Consider the following 17717-nt stretch of genomic DNA (forward strand, 5'->3'; position numbering starts at 1 on the left):
GAGGTGGTCTGATGCAAATTGTCTATAAAGAAGTTGCATCTATACCGTGGCATCGCTTAACAACTGCTTATGGGAGAGGTACAGAAATTCCTGAATTAATAAAACATGAGCAGTATGGACAGCTAGCTCAATTAATTGAGCATCAAAGTACGTTATGGCAGGTCACACCTTGGACAATACAGCAGTTATTGTATACGCTACCAAATCGACCAATAGAAAGTATAACACAAGAAGAAATACAGCTATATGAGATTGTTGCCTCCGCCTTTACTTGGGAGGAGCTAACATCTAACCCTGTCCAGCATATGGATGAATTGCTACAGGAAAAATGGCTTTGGTCAGAAATTGAAGATGATGAGCTAGGCTGGGAGGAAGAGGAGCCCTGTGGCTATGAGCAATGTGCTTTTGTCAGCTACTATGTTTATAGCGAATATCAAATGTATGAAGCAATTCCAATATTTCAAAGGATTGCAAGCAGGCGAGAGGATTTAGCTCCAAGTTTACTAGAGTTGATTGCTCTTTTAGAAAGTCGCAAAAAATTTTGGAGGTCATTATGAGCGTTTCAATTTATTATACGTGTGAGCGCAATGAAGCATTAACCATTGAGGAACAAAATAAGATTCATGCTATTATTAATGACTATAATGAAAATTTTCAATGGTCAGATATCGCTGAAACATTTTATGTTTATGAGCAAGGCAGTGATGATACAACGATCATTTTCCAAGGCTCAACAAAGCTACCTTTAGTAGATGATTATGAAGTAGTTGTGCAAACTTTATTTTATTGACTGCAATGCTTAACAGAGATTCGCAGAGCGATTGCTGAGGGAGACTGGCATGTACATTTAGATGATACAGATGCTATTTGGGATGAAGAAGAAGGTTGGCATATGTCAAACTAAAAACAAAGGAGCTAGCTAAGATGAAAGAAATAAACTACTTAGAAATTATGTATAAAGATGATTATTATCCAAACTTTTTAGTAGATAAAATTAAAGTATTGTTAGAGGGCGGCGTTCACTATTTAGAGCAAGGACCTCATTCTTTAGAGGAAATTCAAGCAAAGTTTGATGAGATTACTTTAGCGATTAACGATTTAGAGGATGAGTTTTATGCGAATAGCAGTGAGCTTGAAACAGTTGCAAGGGATAGCATTGCTGAAACAGTTATTGATATATTGCAAGCGTACAATATTGAGTTGGATGTGGAGGACGCATTACGGGAGCGTGAATGGTAATGCTGGAGGAAATGTTAGGCTATTTGCAGGGACAACCTACGAAGGTAATGTCTGCAACGCAATGGTCTGAAAAAGAAGGGGTACTCATTGTGCCGAGCTATAATTTGTCAGAAATGCTTGAGGAAGTATATGAGGAGCATGAATCTTTAAGTAATTTTGTACAACAGCAGCGACAGCAAATGCAGCATATAAGCATGGAGGACGTTTGGCGTAAAATTGCAGAATCAAATCTTTTTCATTTGGAGCTTGAGCTAAGTAAGAAAAGCTTTGAGGAAATTTACCAATTGAGCTCCCCTCAAACAATTAATGAATCATTTTTAGATGAGGTACAGAAGGAAAGCGATGTTAGCTCATTTATAATAGATGAACAATGGATTGATGAACGCAATGAATATGAGGAAGGGCAAGTAATCGTTATGGCTGTGCCTACAGACAAGGCGTTCGAGGCTACTTTATGGATGCCAATGGGTGGCTTTAATGAATGTCCTTTACCTCTTTATCAGGCAATGGTGATGAAGCATTGGCGAGAGCAATATGATGCGAAGCCGATTGCTGTAACGCAGGACTGCTGGATTGTAAAAACAGGAAAGAAGCCTGCTACATTTGAGGAAGCATTAATTTTAGCAAAAGAGCATGTTTTATTTTGCCAATATGTTTTAGAAGCCTTTTCAACGATTGGAGAGTATGCTGACTATTTAATGAAGGAATCAGTTTGGTATTTTTGGTGGGATTAAGCTCAGTTAGGCTACATACCTTTCATGATGTTATAATACAATTGATTGAAAGAGGTGGGGAAATTGAAAATTAGACCAGCAAAATTAACGCAGGGCGATACGGTTGGGGTGATTGCATTAAGCAGTCCATTAAAAATGGAACAGCTTCCAATTAAGCTAGAATTGCTTGAACGATTAGGTTTACGTTATAAGTTAGGAAGGACAATTGCGGAGTTTGATGGGTTTTTAGCGGGTAGTGATGAGGAACGCCTAGCAGATTTGCATGCGATGATAGCGGATGAAGAGATTCAAGCAATCTTTTGTGTGCGTGGGGGCTACGGAATTGGCAGACTGCTAGATAAAATCGATTATCAGCTTTTGCAGGAGAATCCCAAAATTATTTGGGGCTTTTCTGACGTGACGAGTCTGCATGTAGCAGTAAACCAATTTGCAGATTTAGTGACGTTTCACGGACCGATGTTAAGTGAAAGTAGCGAATCTTTAGATGAGCTATCTGCAAAAATGTTTCAGCAATTATTTACACCGATGGAGATTCATTATGATGAAGGGATTTCCAAGCTTGAAACAATTGTTGGTGGAGTAGCTCGTGGGGAATTAATTGGAGGCAATTTAAATCGTCTTGTGAGTACGCTAGCAACCAAATTCGAAGCGGATTTGCAGGATAAAATCGTTGTGTTAGAGGATATTCATGAGTCGCCAGATCGTGTTGATGGAATGCTGAATCAATTGCGCTTGGCTCGTAAGCTGGAGCAGGTGGCAGGCTTTGTCATTGGAGATTTTAATGGTGTCGAAGAAGCGGAGCTATTGAAAATTGTTTCGCATTATTTGAAGCCATTGAACAAACCTGTAGTAGCAGGCTTTAAAATCGGGCATTGCAGACCGAATATTGGTCTTCCATTGGGGGTTGAGGCGATATTAGATGCAGATGCGAAAGTGTTAAGAATACTACCTGGTGTGGAATAATAAAAAAGCTGCACTGTAGGCAATTGCTTACAGGCAGCTTCTTTTCGTAGTGAGCGTTTGATGTTAAATTATCAAGTTTGTTTGTCCTATTACTCATTTAGTTGGTAATTGGTAATCGGTAACATAATAACGGGTAACTTGTTATTGGTTTGCGTTTAGTTATCGCTAAAAGATTGAAAACGCTCATTACAACTTGGCTTGGAGTCTCACCGCACCAAGATTAGAAATACACAGAGTCATCAAAGTCGATTTGCACTTGATAGTTTTTAGCATTGATAGCATTTGAGAGGCGGTGTGCTTGCTTTTCCAGCTCAATTGCACGCACTCGATATTCCTCAGGGTTAAAAAGAGCAACATTATATAAAATCGTTTCCCCTATACTGTGCATGTACGTTTCTTTTTCAGACATGCCAAATGTCTTTGCTTGCCCAGCTTCAGCGCGGAGCTGTGTTGCAAGTTCAATCGCTTCAACGATAGCAAGCTTTTCTCCATTAAACTCAATAAAGTGATCAATATTTGCGCGGTAAATTAAGCGATCAAGCGTACGTGAATCTTTTCTGACTACAGCTAAATCTGCTTCGACTTGCTGCATTGTGCGTCCCTGTGCTTTTGGTTCTTCCCCTTTTTCTATAACCGTGAAGGAAACAGTGGAGAGCTCGATAGAAAGGTCACTAATTTTTTGTCTTAAAATGCTTTTTAATTTAATTGCTTCCGCTAATGAAATCATTTAATGGCACCTCTTTTGTTGTATTTGACAGCAAGGCGATAGAGAAATCGCCACCATTGACTTGTGTGAACATTTTGCCAATGGCTGCTAGCAATTCCTTACAATTATCTTCAGATTGAGATGGACGTAAATACAGGATTTGCAAGGCAGATGTTGTTTGCTCTGTTACAGCTGTGCGTTGTGAATCAACGAAGGGACTGCCAAATGCTCCAAGCTCATCATGTGTATATAAAATATTTTTAAGTGAGTTATAACGTCCGTTTAAGCCTTCATAGCCTGTTTCCTCATCGCCAAGAGCTATCTCAATATCACCTTGTAGCTTGTCCATGTCGTAAATCCCAATAGGTACTTCATATTGCAATGAGAAGAAATTATTTAAATCGACTGCTGAATGGAACGGTGTTAAATAATTTTGCTTGGCAATGCGGCGCATTAAGCTTTCGGCTGAATGACGATAGCGATTAGGGTCTGCTCCAAGCGTCTTCCAAAGCTTACGCCATTCGGCAATCCCTGCTCGTTCTGTAACAGGAGTTTCCTGCATTTCCAAAAATAAATTTTCCTGATAAAGCTGTATGCGACCTTTAATCATTTGAGGAGAATCTGACACGACAATTTTGTTATAATAAATAATGCCGATTTTTAAATTATATGTAGAAAGTGAATCGCGCAATGAAATTTTCATAAAATCACCTGCTTATTAAGAGTAGGTATTATTATAGCAATAAGGAGAGAAAAAGGAAAATGAATGTCACTGATTTACAGACAGAGCTTATTTTGTATGCAAAATCAATCGGTGTCGATAAAATTGGATTTACAACAGCCTCTCCGTTTATCGAATTAAAAAATCGTTTGCGTCGCCAGCAAGAGTTAGGCTATCAATCTGGCTTTGAAGAGTCCGATATTGAGAAAAGAACAGAGCCGTTACAATTGTTAGATCAAGCAGAGAGCATTATTGCAATTGCTCTTGCCTATCCTTCTAAAATGCAAGATGCCCCTTTAGGGAAAAAGGGGGAGCGGCGCGGCATATTTTGTCGTGCTTCTTGGGGAGTGGATTATCATGTTGCCGTACGTGAGCGTTTGCAGTTAATTGAGGCATGGCTATGTGAGCGTGTACCAGATGTTAAAATAAAATCAATGGTTGATACAGGAGAGCTGTCAGACCGTGCAGTAGCAGAGCGTGCAGGCATCGGCTGGAGCGCTAAAAATTGTTCTATTATTACGCCAGAGTTTGGCTCTTATGTTTATTTAGGTGAGCTAATTACAAACATTCCATTTGCACCAGACCAGCCAATGGAGGACGAATGTGGTGAGTGCAGACTTTGCATTGATGTATGCCCAACAGGTGCTATTGTGGAGGGAGGGCAATTAAATGCACAGCGCTGCATCGCCTTTTTAACACAGACAAAAGGCTTTTTACCTGATGAGTTTCGTGGGAAAATTGGCAATCGTCTATATGGCTGTGATACATGCCAGACAGTTTGCCCGAAAAATAAAGGCAAGGTGAATTGGATTCATGAGGAATTTATGCCTGATCCAGAGTTAGCAAAGCCTTTGTTAGAGCCACTATTAATGATTTCAAACAAGGAATTTAAAACGAAGTTTGGACATGTTTCTGGCTCATGGCGTGGTAAAAAGCCAATTCAGCGCAACGCCATTTTAGCGCTAGCTCATTTTAAGGAGCAGCAGGCTGTGCCAGAGCTATTAGCAGTTATGAAAAAGGATGAGCGCCCCGTCATTCGCGGAACTGCCGCATGGGCGCTTGGAAAAATTGGTGGACAAGGTGTCAAAGAAGCGTTGCTAGCAGCAAAAGAGCGTGAGCAAGATGCAGAAGTGCTAGCTGAAATCGACAAAGGGCTAGCATTATTAGTAGAAATTGAGTGAGAGAAGGGTTTATTTATGCCATTGCATATTGTTTTATATCAGCCAGAAATTCCAGCAAATACAGGAAATATTGCACGTACATGTGCTGGGACGAATACGAGCTTACATTTAATTCGTCCGTTAGGCTTTTCAACAGATGATAAAATGCTGAAGCGAGCTGGTCTTGATTATTGGGAGCACGTTCATGTCGTGTATCACGATTCATTAGAGGATTTTATCGCTTATAGCGAGGGCGGCGATGTCTATTTAATTGAAACATACAGTGATGAGCCGTTTACAACGCATGATTTTAGTGACAGTGAGCGCAATATTTATTTCATGTTTGGTAAGGAAACGACAGGTTTGCCGAAGGATTTTGCTTATGAGCGTCGAGATATGTGCTTACGCATTCCACAGAGCGACCATATTCGTTCCTTGAATTTATCGAATACAGCGGCGATTGTTATTTATGAGGCGTTAAGGCAGCAAGGATATCCAGGGCTGAAATAGGAAAAGCGCCAATAGAAACACGAATTTCGCCAATAGAATAGGAAAAAGCGCCAATAGATGAGCTGTTATTGGCGCTTTTTTGACACATAGCTGACATCATGAGGTGCTATTGTACAGGGAGAGGTGAGAACATGACAAAAATACTTGTAGTGGAAGACGAATTTGCGATTAGTCAGGTGCTGAAGGTCTATTTAGAGAAGGTTGGTTATCAAGTTGTGCAATGCTATAATGGCGGACAGGCTCTAGCATTATTTAACGAGCATCAGCCAAATTTAGTATTGCTTGATATTATGCTGCCTGATAAAAATGGCTGGTCAATTTTGCAGGAAATTCGTCAGCAAAGTAGCTGTCCTGTTATGATGCTGACAGCCTTAGGCGAGGTACAGGATCGTTTAGCCGGCTTTGATAAAGGGGCGGATGATTATATTGTGAAGCCCTTTGTGGCAGATGAGATGATTGCAAGAGTGAAGGCGGTATTACGACGTTCGCAAGGCAATGAGCAATCAACCTTTATGAAGCGCTTTGGACAGCTTGAAATTGATATGAGGGCACACACAGTTACATTGCATGGACAGGAGGTTGTATTAACGCCGAGAGATTTATCTGTTCTGCTTTTTTTGGCAGAGTATCCGAATCAAACGTTTACAAGAGATCAGTTAATCGAGCATGTATGGGGCTGGGAATATGATGGCAGTGACCGTGCTGTCGATTTAGCTATTAAACGATTACGCAAGGCATTGACTGATTGGGATGTAGCGGAAGGTGAAATTAGGACATTGCGAGGATTGGGGTATCAGCTAAGTGTTGCAAAAAAATAAAAAAACGACGTTGCTACGTTATTGGACAAGCCGCTATTTGGCAACATTGCTTATAGGACTAGCGATTATTTTCCTTCTTTCAGCAAGCTGGATTCGCCATACAGCCTTTACGAATCGCATTGAAATGATGACATTTTTAGCAGAGGAAACGGTTTATCGGCTGACAGACACAACAGATAAAATGCCAAACTTTATCGATGAGCGAGGGCGGCTGCAAATGCGTGAAATTGACCCAATTTTATATATAGCGGATGCAGATGGGAATATTTTAACAAGCAATCGGCCGATGCCACCAGACAGTATAAAAAATGTGGCGACATGGTTAGAGGGCGATAAAGAATATACAAAAGTATCCTTGATGCCACAGGGTGAGCATTATCTTGTCAAAAAGCCAATTTATGTGGATGAAGCGCTATATGGATGGGTGCTTGTATTAGAGGACGAGCGTCATTTAACACAGGTGAATCAAGCATATGGGCAGCTCGCTTTATTGATAGGTGCCTTAGCAGTGCTTGGTTGGGGAGCGATTTATTTTTTATCAAGGCGTTTAGCAGCACCGATTAAGCAAGTAGCAGATGCAGCGAAGCAAATTCAAGATGGCAATTATGATGTGTATTTACCTGAAAATAATAAGGAACAAGAGGTTGATGAGCTTGTGACATCATTTAAGGAGATGGCAACGAAGCTAGAGCAGCTAGAAAAAACGCGTACCGAATTATTGGCAGGGGTGACGCATGAATTGAAAACACCTGTAACATCGATTAGCGGCTTATTACAAGCAGTGAATGATGGTGTTGTAACAGGAGATGAGGCACAAGCCTTTATCCAAATGGCCTTACAGGAAACAACGAAAATGAAAACGATGGTTGGCGATTTGCTCGCATTTAACCGTTTTGCGGTTGATGCGCTGCCTGTTCATATTGAAACAATTTATATGAATGAGATTGTACGAAATATAGTACAGCAATGGGAGCTATTGCATGAGAAGCAACAGCTTGTGGTACATTATCTTGAGCCTGATGCTGAGATACAGGCGGATGTAGTGCGTTTACAGCAAATATTAACGAATTTATTGACGAATGCTGAGCAAGCAATTGAGCAGCAAGGAACGATTACAATAACAATTAAGCAAGAGGAAAAGCATGTCATTATGACAATTCAAGATACGGGAAAAGGCATTTTACCAGAGGATCAGCCATTTATTTTTGAGCGCTTTTACCGAGGGGAAAATAAAAAGTACGCGGTGCGTGGCTTAGGATTAGGTCTGTCACTAAGCAAAATGATGGCACAATCCATCGGTGGTGATTTGCAATTGATTAACAGCAGCGAGGCTGGAACAAGCTTCGAAATAACTTTAGTGAAAGCAGTATGAGAGTGCGGAAAATTTTTCGCACTCTTTTTTGTGCTGACATCTGCCTGACACATTGGATGCTTATAGTAAGAGTTGTAAAGGGAGTGAGCACAATGAAAAATGGTAGAAAAGAGATTAAACATGCTATTTCTTATCCGCAGTACATGATGATGAAAAGCAAGCTTGCACATGTTATGCAGCTTGATGCACATGCGAATGCAAACGGAAAATATTTAATCCGTAGCACGTACTTTGATAATTTTTCAAATAAAGCGTTAAACGAAAAAAAGGAAGGCTATTTGCATCGTGATAAGTATCGGGTACGCATTTATGACAAGGCAGCGACGACAGTTTACTTAGAACGCAAAAGCAAGCGCCACAATATGACGTTTAAAACAAAATGTCTAATGACGAAAGCGGAATATGAAAAAATGCGGCGCAGTGAGCTAGAGTGGATGGAAAAAGATGAACGGGCATTAATCCGCGATTTATATGAACAGATGATGTATCAGCAATTAAAGCCTGTGACGGTTGTTGATTATGAGCGAGAGGCGTATGTCTATCCATTCGGCAATGTACGTGTAACCTTTGATAGCAAAATTCAGACGAGTGTGCGCAATAATGATATGTTTCAGCCGCATTTGCCAATGGTCGATGTGCTTGAGCCAAATATGCTGGTGCTGGAAGTGAAGTATGATGAATATTTACCAGATATTATTAAATATTTACTGCAATCGGTAGATACACATGCCGAAGCCTATTCCAAATATCAATTAAGCCGTATGTTCGGCTAAAAAAGGAGAGATTTATGATGGATACAACGAATTTTACAGATATTTTTAAATCAAGCTTTCTTGAGAAAACAACATCCTTTTCTTTGACAGATTCATTGATTGGATTAGTTGTTGCATTTTTTGTTGGGTTGTTTATTTATGCGGTGTATAAAAAAACATTCAACGGCATTATTTATTCACATTCCTTTAATATTTCGCTATTGATTATGACGATGGCAACGGCACTAGTCATTATGGGGATTAGCTCAAATGTCTTGTTATCTCTAGGGATGGTTGGGGCATTATCAATTGTTCGTTTCCGTACACCAATTAAAGACCCGATGGATTTAGTATATATTTTCTGGGCAATTGTTTCAGGTATTTTGTGTGGTGCAGGCTTTATTCCACTTGTTATTGTAGGTGCGATTTTAATCGGCTTAGTGTTAGTCGTATTTGTCAATAAAATGACGATTGAAAATCCTTATTTGCTTGTCGTGAAATTTGAACAAGCAGCAGTGAATGAAGAGCTGGAGCAGTTAATGGCAAAGTATTCGAAAAAGTATGCGTTAAAATCAAAATCAATCATGCAAGGTAGCGATATTGAGGCAACATATGAGGTACGTGTGAAATCAGGTGATGCACAATTAATGGAAGCTGTTGCGCAATTAAATGGTGTGAAATCAGCAATTATGTTGAGCTATGATGGCAATTTTACGGCTTAGCTTGTTTAAAAGTGGTGATTCGCTCAACGACATGCAATTTTCGCTCAACAAACAGGGAAATTCGCTCATCCAAAATATAAATCAGGGGTTGTCTGGAAAAGGGACAATCCCAATCAAGGGGGATACAGCATGATAAAATCACGTGTGGTCTATTTATGTATGGCAACTTTATTGCTGCTCTTTGTTGTGATGGTTGCCATTATACCAAACATCGGTATTCAAACGACAAATGCGGCATTTTCCTATGAGGAGCTTGTCTTTAACCAAAGCAAAGTAACAACGGTTGATATTGAAATCTCTGAAGAGGATTGGCAGAGTATGCTTGAAAATGCTGTAGCAGAGGAGTATAAAGAAGCAACTGTCACAGTGAACGGTAAGCGAATGGAGCATGTCGCCATTCGCACAAAGGGCAATTTAACCTTGAACTCAGTAGTCAATAGTGATTCAGACCGCTATAGCTTTAAAATCGACTTCGATTATTATGATAATGAACAGAGCTTATATGGTTTAACAAAGCTTAATTTGAACAATAATTATAGCGATACAACATTAATGAGGGAATACATTTCTTATGAAATCATGGAGGAAATGGGGCTGCCAACACCAGCACATTCCTATATGTACATTACAGTCAATGGTCAAGACCAAGGCTTATATTTAGGTGTGGAGCAGGTGGATGAAACGTTTCTTGCTAACAACTTTGGCTCTAACGATGGTTTTTTATATAAACCAGATGGCGTAGGTAGTGATTTAAAATATATTAGTGATGATCTAAGTGATTATACAGGTATTGATTTAAAAACAAATGAAGCGAATGCAGAAAGCTCTAAATGGGTTGAGATGGTAAAGGCACTTAGCGAAGGTGGAGACCTTGAGCAATATTTAGATGTTGATGAAATATTAAGATATTTCGCAGTCAATACCGCTTTAGTTAACCTTGATAGCTATCAAAGTAATTTAAAGCACAATTACTACTTGTATGAGGAAAATGGTGTTTTTTCTATTATTCCATGGGATTATAATATGTCCTTTGGTGGTTTTAGCATGGGAATGGGTGGTGGTAATATGCCACAGCCAACCGAAGATGCTGATATGTCAAAAGATGGTGCGAACATGCAACGAGGAAATAGAATGGGCATGGATATGATGGGACAATCAACAGATTTATTAGCAGAAGAAGCCGTTAATTTTAGTATTTATACACCTGTATCAGGCATCTCATTAGAAGAGCGTCCATTATTAAATACGTTACTTTCGAATGATGAATATCTAGCTATATATGAAGGCTACCTAGAGGAAGTTGCGACAACATATTTAACAGAACAGTATGTGCAAAATATAACGAATAATTTAGCTGCATTGCTGACAACATATGTGGAAGCTGATCCAACAAAATTTTCTACAACAGAGCAGTTTTTAGAAGCTGTAAAAGGCGAAAAAAGCTTACCTGAATTTGCTAAACAACGCTCAGCATCTATTTTAAAGCAGTTATCAGGTGAGCTTGTAATAGAAGCAAGCACAACATCAAGCAATGAAGGTTTTCCAGAGCGCTTTCAAAATGGGGAAATGAATGGGCAACCTCCTGCTAATTGGAATGGAGATGAAATGGAGCTACCAGCCAATAGAGAGGAGGGGCAGCAAGGAGCATTTGGACAGCCACCAGCTAATTGGAATGGAGATCAAATGCAACCACCAAATCGAGAGGGTGGACAAAGGATGCCAAATGGAGCTAACGAATTCACAAATAATACGGCAATGCTCGTTATAAGCGCTGTCACCTTGATTCTTTTAATTGCTGCTACAATCTTTGTTTTTAAATTTAATCGTAGAGGTAGTAAGAAAAAACGGCTGCTCGAATTTTGAGCAGCCATTTTCGCTTACATATGCTTATTAATTGCCTGTTGTAGTTTTGCTGAAATCGAATCACCTTCGGAAATAGTTAGGCGGACAAAGCTTTCATCCATATCTAAGGCTTCTGATAAAAGGCTAGCTAATCCTCGAACTTTACGGTCTACTTGCAATAAAATTTCTGCTGAACGCTCTGTTTGAGAGAGGAATACTAATTCTAATTCATCTAAGCGTCCACGATACGTATTAGCTGTTGGCACAAACTCAAACTCTTGCAAAAACGGATAGCTTTGTCGATAACGTGCAGGAGCAGCTTCGCAATCTACTTTACGCAAATGAAAGCCGAGCTGTTGCACCTCATGTATAATTTCAGTAGCAAGTGGTGTTGGCTTAATTTCAATATAATCTTTATCAGTTGGGTCAACAGCTGCCTTGATATCTAGCCCAGTCTGAATCCAGACACGCGTTTGTCCCAATGTAACTGGCACATCTGTTGGTAGGACGAAGGAAAATGGAATGCTATGAAACTCATTTGCTCGAATTGTAAAAGCCTCGTTTAGCTTCATACTTTTTAAAACTGCAGTTTCATTGCGTTTTGAGTCATTTACTTCTTTTAAATAATTTGCACATAAATTTAAATAAATTGTATCAATTTGTTGTTCTGCATTGCCGCCTTTAATTTCAACAATACCACTTACTACATCACCCACATTGTATGTTGTATACTGTAGCTTTGTATCAACAGTGGCAGAACCAATCCCAACACTCGCTAAAACTTTGTTAAAAAAAGACATATAAAAATCCTCCTATGTTGTATTGATTTTCATACGTTTTACAAAAGAAAAAGGTTTCACAATTTTTCACCGCAATATTTTCATGCAGCCTGTCTATATATTATTTTAAATCAATTGCCATCTCAGGCATTACTGGGCCAACTTTATTATCTCCCGCACCCTTACTATAGAAAATTTCCGGTGTGATAAATAGTGTAGTCGCTTCTGGAGGTAGTTGGTCAATTGAAAAGCTCCAATGCATTGTAGCTGTTTCGATATTGCCTTGTCCTCCATTACCTTGTGCTTCGTAAACATTCCCTAAATTATCGCGTACTTTTTTAATTGTAATGGAAGCCCATGGCCATTCTTCCATCGTATTTTTATCAAGCTGTTGTGTATAATGCACGATGGTAGATAAAGCATTTTGCTCAATTGAATTGATGATGACTTGAACACCATCAACCTCTTGCTCCACATGTACCTTTTTTACATCATTTTCTAGTTTCGGTAGCTTAAATTCGAAGGACCAATCTCCTTTATAGACAACACCCGACTCTGCTTGAATATCAGTAGGATGCCAGCTGACTAAAACTTCTTCTGGTGCAACACCCTCAAAAAATGGTGTGATTTTCATGACACCAACATAGGTGTTTGCGTCAATTCTCTCAAGCGACATTCCTCCACCAGCTCCTGTAGCTGATTGAATATCAATGTTGGCAGAACCGTTAATAAAGTGTAGCTCACCTAAATTTTTTTCCGATTCAATCGCATAGGTCAGCGTGACAGATGTACCATCAAATATCGCATTTTCAATCATTATCGAAATACCATCACTTGTTTGCACTTGCTCAACAATCGTTGCTAAGTCGCTATAGTTATTATGAATAAAATATTTATCTGTATATTCCACAATATTTTTCATAAAAGGTATTTGTGCTGCAAAGGATGGGAAGGTCAATGGTGTGACAATCGTTCCACTGAGTAATATAGCAGCAATTATTGCATATTTACGCCAGATGGCACGCTTCTTTTTTTGACCAAGCACATGCTTTGTTAGTCGCTTTTTTTCTAGTTCATCAACAGCCATAGGCTCAAGTTCATCAATATTTAAGTTTGCGAATTTTTTGTAGTCGCTCATATAAACATCTCCTTTAATTGTGGGGATTCGGCTAATTTTTTTTTGCCGCGGTATAGACGGTTATCCACAGCCGCTTTCGTTAAGGATAAAGCATCCGAAATTTCACTATTGGACATTTCTAAAAAATATTTCATTGTAAAAATATCGCCATCAGGTGGCTCTAGTTGGCTAATGTGAAGGAGCATTGTGTTTTTTTGCTCCTGCTTTAAAATTGTTTGCTCGCTGTTACTATTATGTTGCTCGTAGCAGTCAACGAGCTCAGTCTCCCGCATATTTTGCTTGTCTAATGCACGGTAATAATCAATCGCTTTATATTTTGTAATGGTACCAAGCCAGCGCTTGAAGTCAGCAGGCTCTCCTTGAAACTTCTCGGCATTTTGCCATACATCTAAAAATACATCATTAATACATTCATCAATCGCGCTTTGCTTGCCGATTGGTGCTAAAATTTTGAAGGCAATTGCTTTTACAAACGGTAAGTATTCATCGATGATGTATTCAAGCGCGTCCTCTTTTTGTTTTTTCAAACGTTTTATAAATTTATGCTGCATAAACAAAACTCCTTATCTTTTTAGAAAAAGCTTTTTCATTAATTACAACGAAATGAGCGAGGGATTATTCTCAACAAAAAAACTGCTCCAAAATTGGAACAGTTTTAAATCGTAAACAGGATGCGGATTCCATTCGGGTCTTCCACTGAAAAAATTTGTGTGCCACCATGAAGTGGAGCGTGTTCATATTGCTCTATATTGAAGCCTGCTGCTATTAAGTTATTTTGAATTTGCTGTGCCACTTCCTCATTTTCCAAAACAACGGTAAATGATTGTAGTCCGACCTGCTGTGATGAAGGCTTGCTGCCATTTGCGCTATGCCAAGTATTTAAGCCGATATGATGATGGTAATTGCCTGTTGAAATAAAGAGAGCCTGCTTTCCATAGCGAGCGACAACATTGTAAGTGAGCACGTTTGTGTAAAATTGCTCTGATTGTGCGATATCTGCAACAGATAGATGAATATGTCCAATCATCGTACCTTGTGGAAGGCCATTCCAGCCACCATCAGCTTCTGCTAAAATCGAATTGAAGTTTAGCTGCTCTGTGTACATTGTGACATTGTCATCCTGCCATTGCCAGCTGCTTGCAGGGCGGTCTACATAAATCTCAATCCCATTGCCATCAGGGTCATTTAAATACAGTGCTTCACTGACACCATGGTCTGCTGCGCCGAGGCGGATATTGTGTTGAACAAAATGCTGTACGATATTGCCTAAATCTTTCCGGCTTGGTAGCAATAGTGCAATATGATACAAGCCTGTTAAGCCATCATGTAATGGCAGGGCATTGTCTACTTTTATTAAGGATAAAAAGCTTGTTGTGCCATCAGCTGTTAAATAAGCTATTTGCTCATCCTGCTGTAAAATTTGAAAGCCAATAATCGTTGTGTAATATTCAAGTGAACGTTGTAAATCAACCACTTTTAGCTGTACATGTGATGTATACATATTCGGTTTTTGATGAAAGTTTATAGTCATATAGATGCTCCTTATAGATTGGACTGTATATCAAATTTAACATATTCCTTGTGAATATGTACGTGAATTGACTCACCAGCATTTTTACCTTTATATACAAAAAAACACTCGTACAGTCCGAGTGTTTTGTAGTAGTTGCCTAATTAGGCGTAAAGATTAGTCTTTTTTAGCAAATGGTTTGCCTTCGTAACCACCAGTGAAGATTGCAGTTAAGAATGCTACACAAATGCCAAGAATTAATAATAATTTCATGGAAGTATCCTCCTCATGTATATAAACTCTTTTATTAGTATAGCTTATAAGTAGTAACTTTACTATGGTTATTTTGTGTCTAAATAGGTTAAACTTATGCATTTTCGGGAATAGAAAAGAAAAAAGGAGGGGGCTTAAAATGGAGAAAAATAAGAAGCAGCCAACAAGTGGACATATGGTGAACGATATGGAGGATTTAAAGCAGTTAGGTAAGCAAATGGAAAATATGCGAGATGGTCAACAGCTGGAGGAGGATGACCGCATCGTAGATCCACAGCAATTTGATAAATTAGACGAGAAGTGAAAATTCGCAAATATATATGAGAATTTCGCAGATAGGTCATGAGAAAACGCAGATATAATGTGAAAATTCGCAGATATATTCTATTTAGTCATTTGGATTTCATTCCATTGAAATTCAAATGGCTTTTCGGTGTGTAAGGTTCGTCTCTCGAAAGAATTCGGTATATAATAAAATAAAGGGGGTATAAAAATGCAATTGCAAAGTAGAAAAAAATTAGCTAACGGTGTAGAAATGCCAATTTTAGGTTTAGGTGTCTACAAAATGACAGACCGTGATGAAACGCTTGCTGCTATTACGAAGGCACTACAAGTAGGCTATCGCGCAGTGGATACCGCTGCACTTTACTACAACGAAGCTGAAGTAGGTGAAGCGATTCGTCATTCTGGTGTGCCGCGTGAGGAAATCTTCGTTACGACAAAGGTCTGGAATTCGGATCAAGGCTATGACAACACATTACGAGCCTTTGAAACATCGTTGAAGAAATTAAATATGGACTATGTCGATTTATATTTAACACATTGGCCTGTGGCAGATAAATTCGTTGATACATATCGGGCAATTGAGCGCCTTTACGACGAAAAGCTAATTCGTGTGCCAGGCGTATCGAATCATCATCAACACCATTTAGAGCAGCTTCTTGCAAGCGCAAATATTGCGCCAGTAGTCAATCAAGTAGAAGTGCATCCATATTTATCACAGCAAGCTTTGCGTGCATTTTGTGCCGAGCAGCATATTGCAGTAACAGCATGGTCGCCGTTAGGGCGTGGTGGCGTGCTAACAGATGAAGCGATTCAGCAAATTGCTGAGAAATATGGCAAATCATCAGCACAAGTTGTGCTACGTTGGCATTTACAGCACGACATACTTATCATTCCGAAATCAGTAAAGGCACAGCGCATTGAAGAAAATGCACAAATTTTTGATTTTGAATTAACGGCACAAGATATGCAAACACTTGACGCATTAAATCAAAATAAACGCTTTGGGCAAGACCCAGACAATTTTAAATTTGATTTCTAAGGGGGAACTTATTTATGACAATTTCAAAAACAATCACATTAGCAAACGGTGTAGAAATGCCACGTATCGGTTACGGCGTATTCCGTATGAAGGAGCATGATGTTGCAGTTGATGGCGTAGCACAAGCATTAAAAGCAGGCTACCGTGCAATTGATACAGCAGCAATTTATCAAAACGAGGAAGCGGTAGGAGAAGCAATTAAAGCTTCAGGCATCGAACGCTCAGAGCTATTTATTACGACAAAGGTTTGGAATGCAGACCAAGGCTTCGATAATACATTGCGTGCCTTTGAAACATCATTAAAAAAATTAAATTTAGATTATATTGATTTATATTTAACACATTGGCCAAAGCCAACATTAGCGGACACATATAAAGCAATTGAGCGCCTTTATGATGAAAAGCTAATTCGTGTGCCAGGCGTATCGAATCACCATCAACACCATTTAGAAGAAGTATTTGCAGTAGCAAATGTGAAGCCAATGGTCAACCAAATCGAGTGTCATCCATCTTTGTCACAGGATGCATTGCGTGCGTTTTGCGCAGAGCATAACATTGCGATAACAGCGTGGGCGCCACTTGGTACAGGTATTGTGTTTACACATCCTGTTGTCAAAAACTTAGCTGAAAAATATGGCAAAACACCAGCGCAAATTGTGCTACGTTGGCATTTAGAAATTGGTAATATTGCCATCCCGAAATCTGTAACGCCAGAGCGTATTACAGAAAACTTACATGTATTTGACTTTGCGCTTGCAGCAGATGAAGTTGCTGCTATTACAGCATTAAATACATTCCATCGCACAAGTGCAGACCCTGATAATTTCGACTTTTAATTGTGAAATGTGCCAAAAGGGAAACAAACTATGATAAAATATGAATGTATATCGATATAATAGGGAGGACTTTCCAATGGCATCAGTATCACATGCGAATGCAAAAATTGCACCAGAGCGCTTAGAGGAAGCTTTAGCAAAGCGTGACCGCTTAATTATTGAATTATTAGTACAAGTATTAGATGAGCAGCTAGTAATTGAACGTCCAGTATTACGTGAGCGTTTAAGCAACCTAGTACAACTATCTGACAATGATGACGAGCTAAAAGAAACAATCTTTGCATTAATTAACAAGCTATAAAAAAATGGCAGTTGGGA

The 17717-nt window shown here is 39.2% G+C and carries 22 protein-coding genes; 16 read left to right on the forward strand and 6 right to left on the reverse strand.

The genetic code is table 11. The features are described from left to right. Positions 1-11: 11 nt before the first annotated feature. The 5 genes from R6U77_RS09300 to R6U77_RS09320 all read left to right on the forward strand — a co-directional run bounded on the left by R6U77_RS09300 (position 12) and on the right by R6U77_RS09320 (position 2936). Complete coding sequence (locus tag R6U77_RS09300) at positions 12-557, forward strand: hypothetical protein (protein WP_319838251.1); 546 nt, start codon at positions 12-14, stop codon at positions 555-557. Next, on the forward strand, positions 554-790 hold the full coding sequence (locus R6U77_RS09305; protein ID WP_319838252.1) for a hypothetical protein: 237 nt from the start codon (positions 554-556) through the stop codon (positions 788-790). The genes R6U77_RS09300 and R6U77_RS09305 overlap by 4 nt, the downstream gene beginning before the upstream one ends. Before the next feature lie 134 nt (positions 791-924). Beyond that, positions 925-1239 carry a DUF5713 family protein gene (locus R6U77_RS09310; RefSeq protein ID WP_293928869.1) on the forward strand — a complete coding sequence of 105 codons (315 nt, stop codon included), beginning with the start codon at positions 925-927 and terminating at the stop codon, positions 1237-1239. Then, positions 1239-1973: a DUF4253 domain-containing protein gene (locus R6U77_RS09315; RefSeq protein WP_319838253.1), complete on the forward strand. Its 735-nt coding sequence runs from the start codon at positions 1239-1241 to the stop codon at positions 1971-1973. The genes R6U77_RS09310 and R6U77_RS09315 overlap by 1 nt, the downstream gene beginning before the upstream one ends. A 63-nt stretch (positions 1974-2036) precedes the next feature. After that, positions 2037-2936, forward strand: a complete 900-nt coding sequence (locus R6U77_RS09320; protein ID WP_293928872.1) for a S66 peptidase family protein — start codon at positions 2037-2039, stop codon at positions 2934-2936. 220 nt (positions 2937-3156) lie between these two features. Here the strand turns inward: R6U77_RS09320 and R6U77_RS09325 are convergent, their stop codons facing one another. After that, on the reverse strand, positions 3157-3663 hold the full coding sequence (locus R6U77_RS09325; protein WP_319838254.1) for a hypothetical protein: 507 nt from the start codon (positions 3661-3663) through the stop codon (positions 3157-3159). Further along, on the reverse strand, positions 3638-4345 hold the full coding sequence (locus R6U77_RS09330) for a B3/B4 domain-containing protein (RefSeq protein WP_319838255.1): 708 nt from the start codon (positions 4343-4345) through the stop codon (positions 3638-3640). Before R6U77_RS09330 ends, R6U77_RS09325 begins: the two co-directional genes overlap by 26 nt. Before the next feature lie 59 nt (positions 4346-4404). On the opposite strand from R6U77_RS09330, the gene queG reads away from it, so the two are divergent. From queG to R6U77_RS09365, 7 genes are all read left to right on the forward strand, one after another. After that, entirely contained in the window at positions 4405-5544 is a 1140-nt protein-coding gene (gene queG / locus R6U77_RS09335) for a tRNA epoxyqueuosine(34) reductase QueG (protein ID WP_319838256.1), read from the forward strand. Positions 5545-5559: 15 nt separating this feature from the next. Continuing rightward, positions 5560-6033, forward strand: coding sequence for a tRNA (uridine(34)/cytosine(34)/5-carboxymethylaminomethyluridine(34)-2'-O)-methyltransferase TrmL (trmL, locus tag R6U77_RS09340; protein ID WP_293928877.1), 474 nt, complete (start codon positions 5560-5562; stop codon positions 6031-6033). Positions 6034-6164: 131 nt separating this feature from the next. After that, positions 6165-6851 (forward strand): response regulator transcription factor, encoded by a 687-nt coding sequence (locus tag R6U77_RS09345; protein WP_319838257.1) that lies wholly within the window; start codon positions 6165-6167, stop codon positions 6849-6851. After that, the gene (locus R6U77_RS09350) at positions 6835-8223 is read left to right on the forward strand and encodes a HAMP domain-containing sensor histidine kinase (RefSeq protein WP_319838258.1); all 1389 of its coding nucleotides are present in this window, start codon (positions 6835-6837) and stop codon (positions 8221-8223) included. Before R6U77_RS09345 ends, R6U77_RS09350 begins: the two co-directional genes overlap by 17 nt. A gap of 92 nt (positions 8224-8315) precedes the next feature. Beyond that, positions 8316-8996: a polyphosphate polymerase domain-containing protein gene (locus tag R6U77_RS09355; protein ID WP_319838259.1), complete on the forward strand. Its 681-nt coding sequence runs from the start codon at positions 8316-8318 to the stop codon at positions 8994-8996. Between the two features lie 17 nt (positions 8997-9013). Further along, positions 9014-9697, forward strand: a complete 684-nt coding sequence (locus R6U77_RS09360; protein ID WP_319838260.1) for a DUF4956 domain-containing protein — start codon at positions 9014-9016, stop codon at positions 9695-9697. A gap of 129 nt (positions 9698-9826) precedes the next feature. Beyond that, on the forward strand, positions 9827-11560 hold the full coding sequence (locus R6U77_RS09365; protein WP_319838261.1) for a CotH kinase family protein: 1734 nt from the start codon (positions 9827-9829) through the stop codon (positions 11558-11560). A 14-nt stretch (positions 11561-11574) separates the two neighbouring features. On the opposite strand, the gene R6U77_RS09370 is transcribed toward R6U77_RS09365, so the two are convergent. The 4 genes from R6U77_RS09370 to R6U77_RS09385 all read right to left on the reverse strand — a co-directional run bounded on the left by R6U77_RS09370 (position 11575) and on the right by R6U77_RS09385 (position 14987). Further along, positions 11575-12339 carry a sporulation protein gene (locus R6U77_RS09370; RefSeq protein WP_319838262.1) on the reverse strand — a complete coding sequence of 255 codons (765 nt, stop codon included), beginning with the start codon at positions 12337-12339 and terminating at the stop codon, positions 11575-11577. 100 nt (positions 12340-12439) lie between these two features. Then, the gene (locus R6U77_RS09375; RefSeq protein ID WP_319838263.1) at positions 12440-13456 is read right to left on the reverse strand and encodes a DUF4179 domain-containing protein; all 1017 of its coding nucleotides are present in this window, start codon (positions 13454-13456) and stop codon (positions 12440-12442) included. Continuing rightward, positions 13453-14007, reverse strand: a complete 555-nt coding sequence (locus R6U77_RS09380) for a sigma-70 family RNA polymerase sigma factor (RefSeq protein WP_319838264.1) — start codon at positions 14005-14007, stop codon at positions 13453-13455. Before R6U77_RS09380 ends, R6U77_RS09375 begins: the two co-directional genes overlap by 4 nt. Positions 14008-14111: 104 nt before the next feature. Next, the gene (locus R6U77_RS09385; RefSeq protein WP_319838265.1) at positions 14112-14987 is read right to left on the reverse strand and encodes a VOC family protein; all 876 of its coding nucleotides are present in this window, start codon (positions 14985-14987) and stop codon (positions 14112-14114) included. A 391-nt stretch (positions 14988-15378) separates the two neighbouring features. Between R6U77_RS09385 and R6U77_RS09390 the strand changes: the two genes are divergently transcribed. The 4 genes from R6U77_RS09390 (at position 15379) to R6U77_RS09405 (ending at position 17700) form a co-directional block, all read left to right on the forward strand. Beyond that, positions 15379-15543 carry a hypothetical protein gene (locus R6U77_RS09390; protein ID WP_319838266.1) on the forward strand — a complete coding sequence of 55 codons (165 nt, stop codon included), beginning with the start codon at positions 15379-15381 and terminating at the stop codon, positions 15541-15543. A 189-nt stretch (positions 15544-15732) separates the two neighbouring features. Beyond that, the gene (locus R6U77_RS09395) at positions 15733-16563 is read left to right on the forward strand and encodes an aldo/keto reductase (protein ID WP_319838267.1); all 831 of its coding nucleotides are present in this window, start codon (positions 15733-15735) and stop codon (positions 16561-16563) included. Between the two features lie 14 nt (positions 16564-16577). Continuing rightward, entirely contained in the window at positions 16578-17399 is an 822-nt protein-coding gene (locus R6U77_RS09400; protein WP_319838268.1) for an aldo/keto reductase, read from the forward strand. 76 nt (positions 17400-17475) lie between these two features. Next, a complete protein-coding gene (locus R6U77_RS09405) occupies positions 17476-17700 on the forward strand; it encodes a phosphate-starvation-inducible protein PsiE (RefSeq protein ID WP_293928894.1) in 225 nt (74 codons plus the stop codon). Positions 17701-17717: the final 17 nt, after the last annotated feature.

The sequence above is a fragment of the Lysinibacillus louembei genome, from assembly GCF_033880585.1.
Lineage (GTDB): Bacteria > Bacillota > Bacilli > Bacillales_A > Planococcaceae > Metasolibacillus > Metasolibacillus louembei.

Coding starts and splice junctions, on each gene's coding strand:
- R6U77_RS09300 (WP_319838251.1), top strand. CDS start 12: ATGCAAATTGTCTATAAAGAAGTTGCATCTATACCGTGGCATCGCTTA.
- R6U77_RS09305 (WP_319838252.1), top strand. CDS start 554: ATGAGCGTTTCAATTTATTATACGTGTGAGCGCAATGAAGCATTAACC.
- R6U77_RS09310 (WP_293928869.1), top strand. CDS start 925: ATGAAAGAAATAAACTACTTAGAAATTATGTATAAAGATGATTATTAT.
- R6U77_RS09315 (WP_319838253.1), top strand. CDS start 1,239: ATGCTGGAGGAAATGTTAGGCTATTTGCAGGGACAACCTACGAAGGTA.
- R6U77_RS09325 (WP_319838254.1), bottom strand. CDS start 3,663: ATGATTTCATTAGCGGAAGCAATTAAATTAAAAAGCATTTTAAGACAA.
- R6U77_RS09330 (WP_319838255.1), bottom strand. CDS start 4,345: ATGAAAATTTCATTGCGCGATTCACTTTCTACATATAATTTAAAAATC.
- queG (WP_319838256.1), top strand. CDS start 4,405: ATGAATGTCACTGATTTACAGACAGAGCTTATTTTGTATGCAAAATCA.
- trmL (WP_293928877.1), top strand. CDS start 5,560: ATGCCATTGCATATTGTTTTATATCAGCCAGAAATTCCAGCAAATACA.
- R6U77_RS09345 (WP_319838257.1), top strand. CDS start 6,165: ATGACAAAAATACTTGTAGTGGAAGACGAATTTGCGATTAGTCAGGTG.
- R6U77_RS09355 (WP_319838259.1), top strand. CDS start 8,316: ATGAAAAATGGTAGAAAAGAGATTAAACATGCTATTTCTTATCCGCAG.
- R6U77_RS09360 (WP_319838260.1), top strand. CDS start 9,014: ATGGATACAACGAATTTTACAGATATTTTTAAATCAAGCTTTCTTGAG.
- R6U77_RS09365 (WP_319838261.1), top strand. CDS start 9,827: ATGATAAAATCACGTGTGGTCTATTTATGTATGGCAACTTTATTGCTG.
- R6U77_RS09370 (WP_319838262.1), bottom strand. CDS start 12,339: ATGTCTTTTTTTAACAAAGTTTTAGCGAGTGTTGGGATTGGTTCTGCC.
- R6U77_RS09375 (WP_319838263.1), bottom strand. CDS start 13,456: ATGAGCGACTACAAAAAATTCGCAAACTTAAATATTGATGAACTTGAG.
- R6U77_RS09380 (WP_319838264.1), bottom strand. CDS start 14,007: ATGCAGCATAAATTTATAAAACGTTTGAAAAAACAAAAAGAGGACGCG.
- R6U77_RS09385 (WP_319838265.1), bottom strand. CDS start 14,987: ATGACTATAAACTTTCATCAAAAACCGAATATGTATACATCACATGTA.
- R6U77_RS09390 (WP_319838266.1), top strand. CDS start 15,379: ATGGAGAAAAATAAGAAGCAGCCAACAAGTGGACATATGGTGAACGAT.
- R6U77_RS09395 (WP_319838267.1), top strand. CDS start 15,733: ATGCAATTGCAAAGTAGAAAAAAATTAGCTAACGGTGTAGAAATGCCA.
- R6U77_RS09400 (WP_319838268.1), top strand. CDS start 16,578: ATGACAATTTCAAAAACAATCACATTAGCAAACGGTGTAGAAATGCCA.
- R6U77_RS09405 (WP_293928894.1), top strand. CDS start 17,476: ATGGCATCAGTATCACATGCGAATGCAAAAATTGCACCAGAGCGCTTA.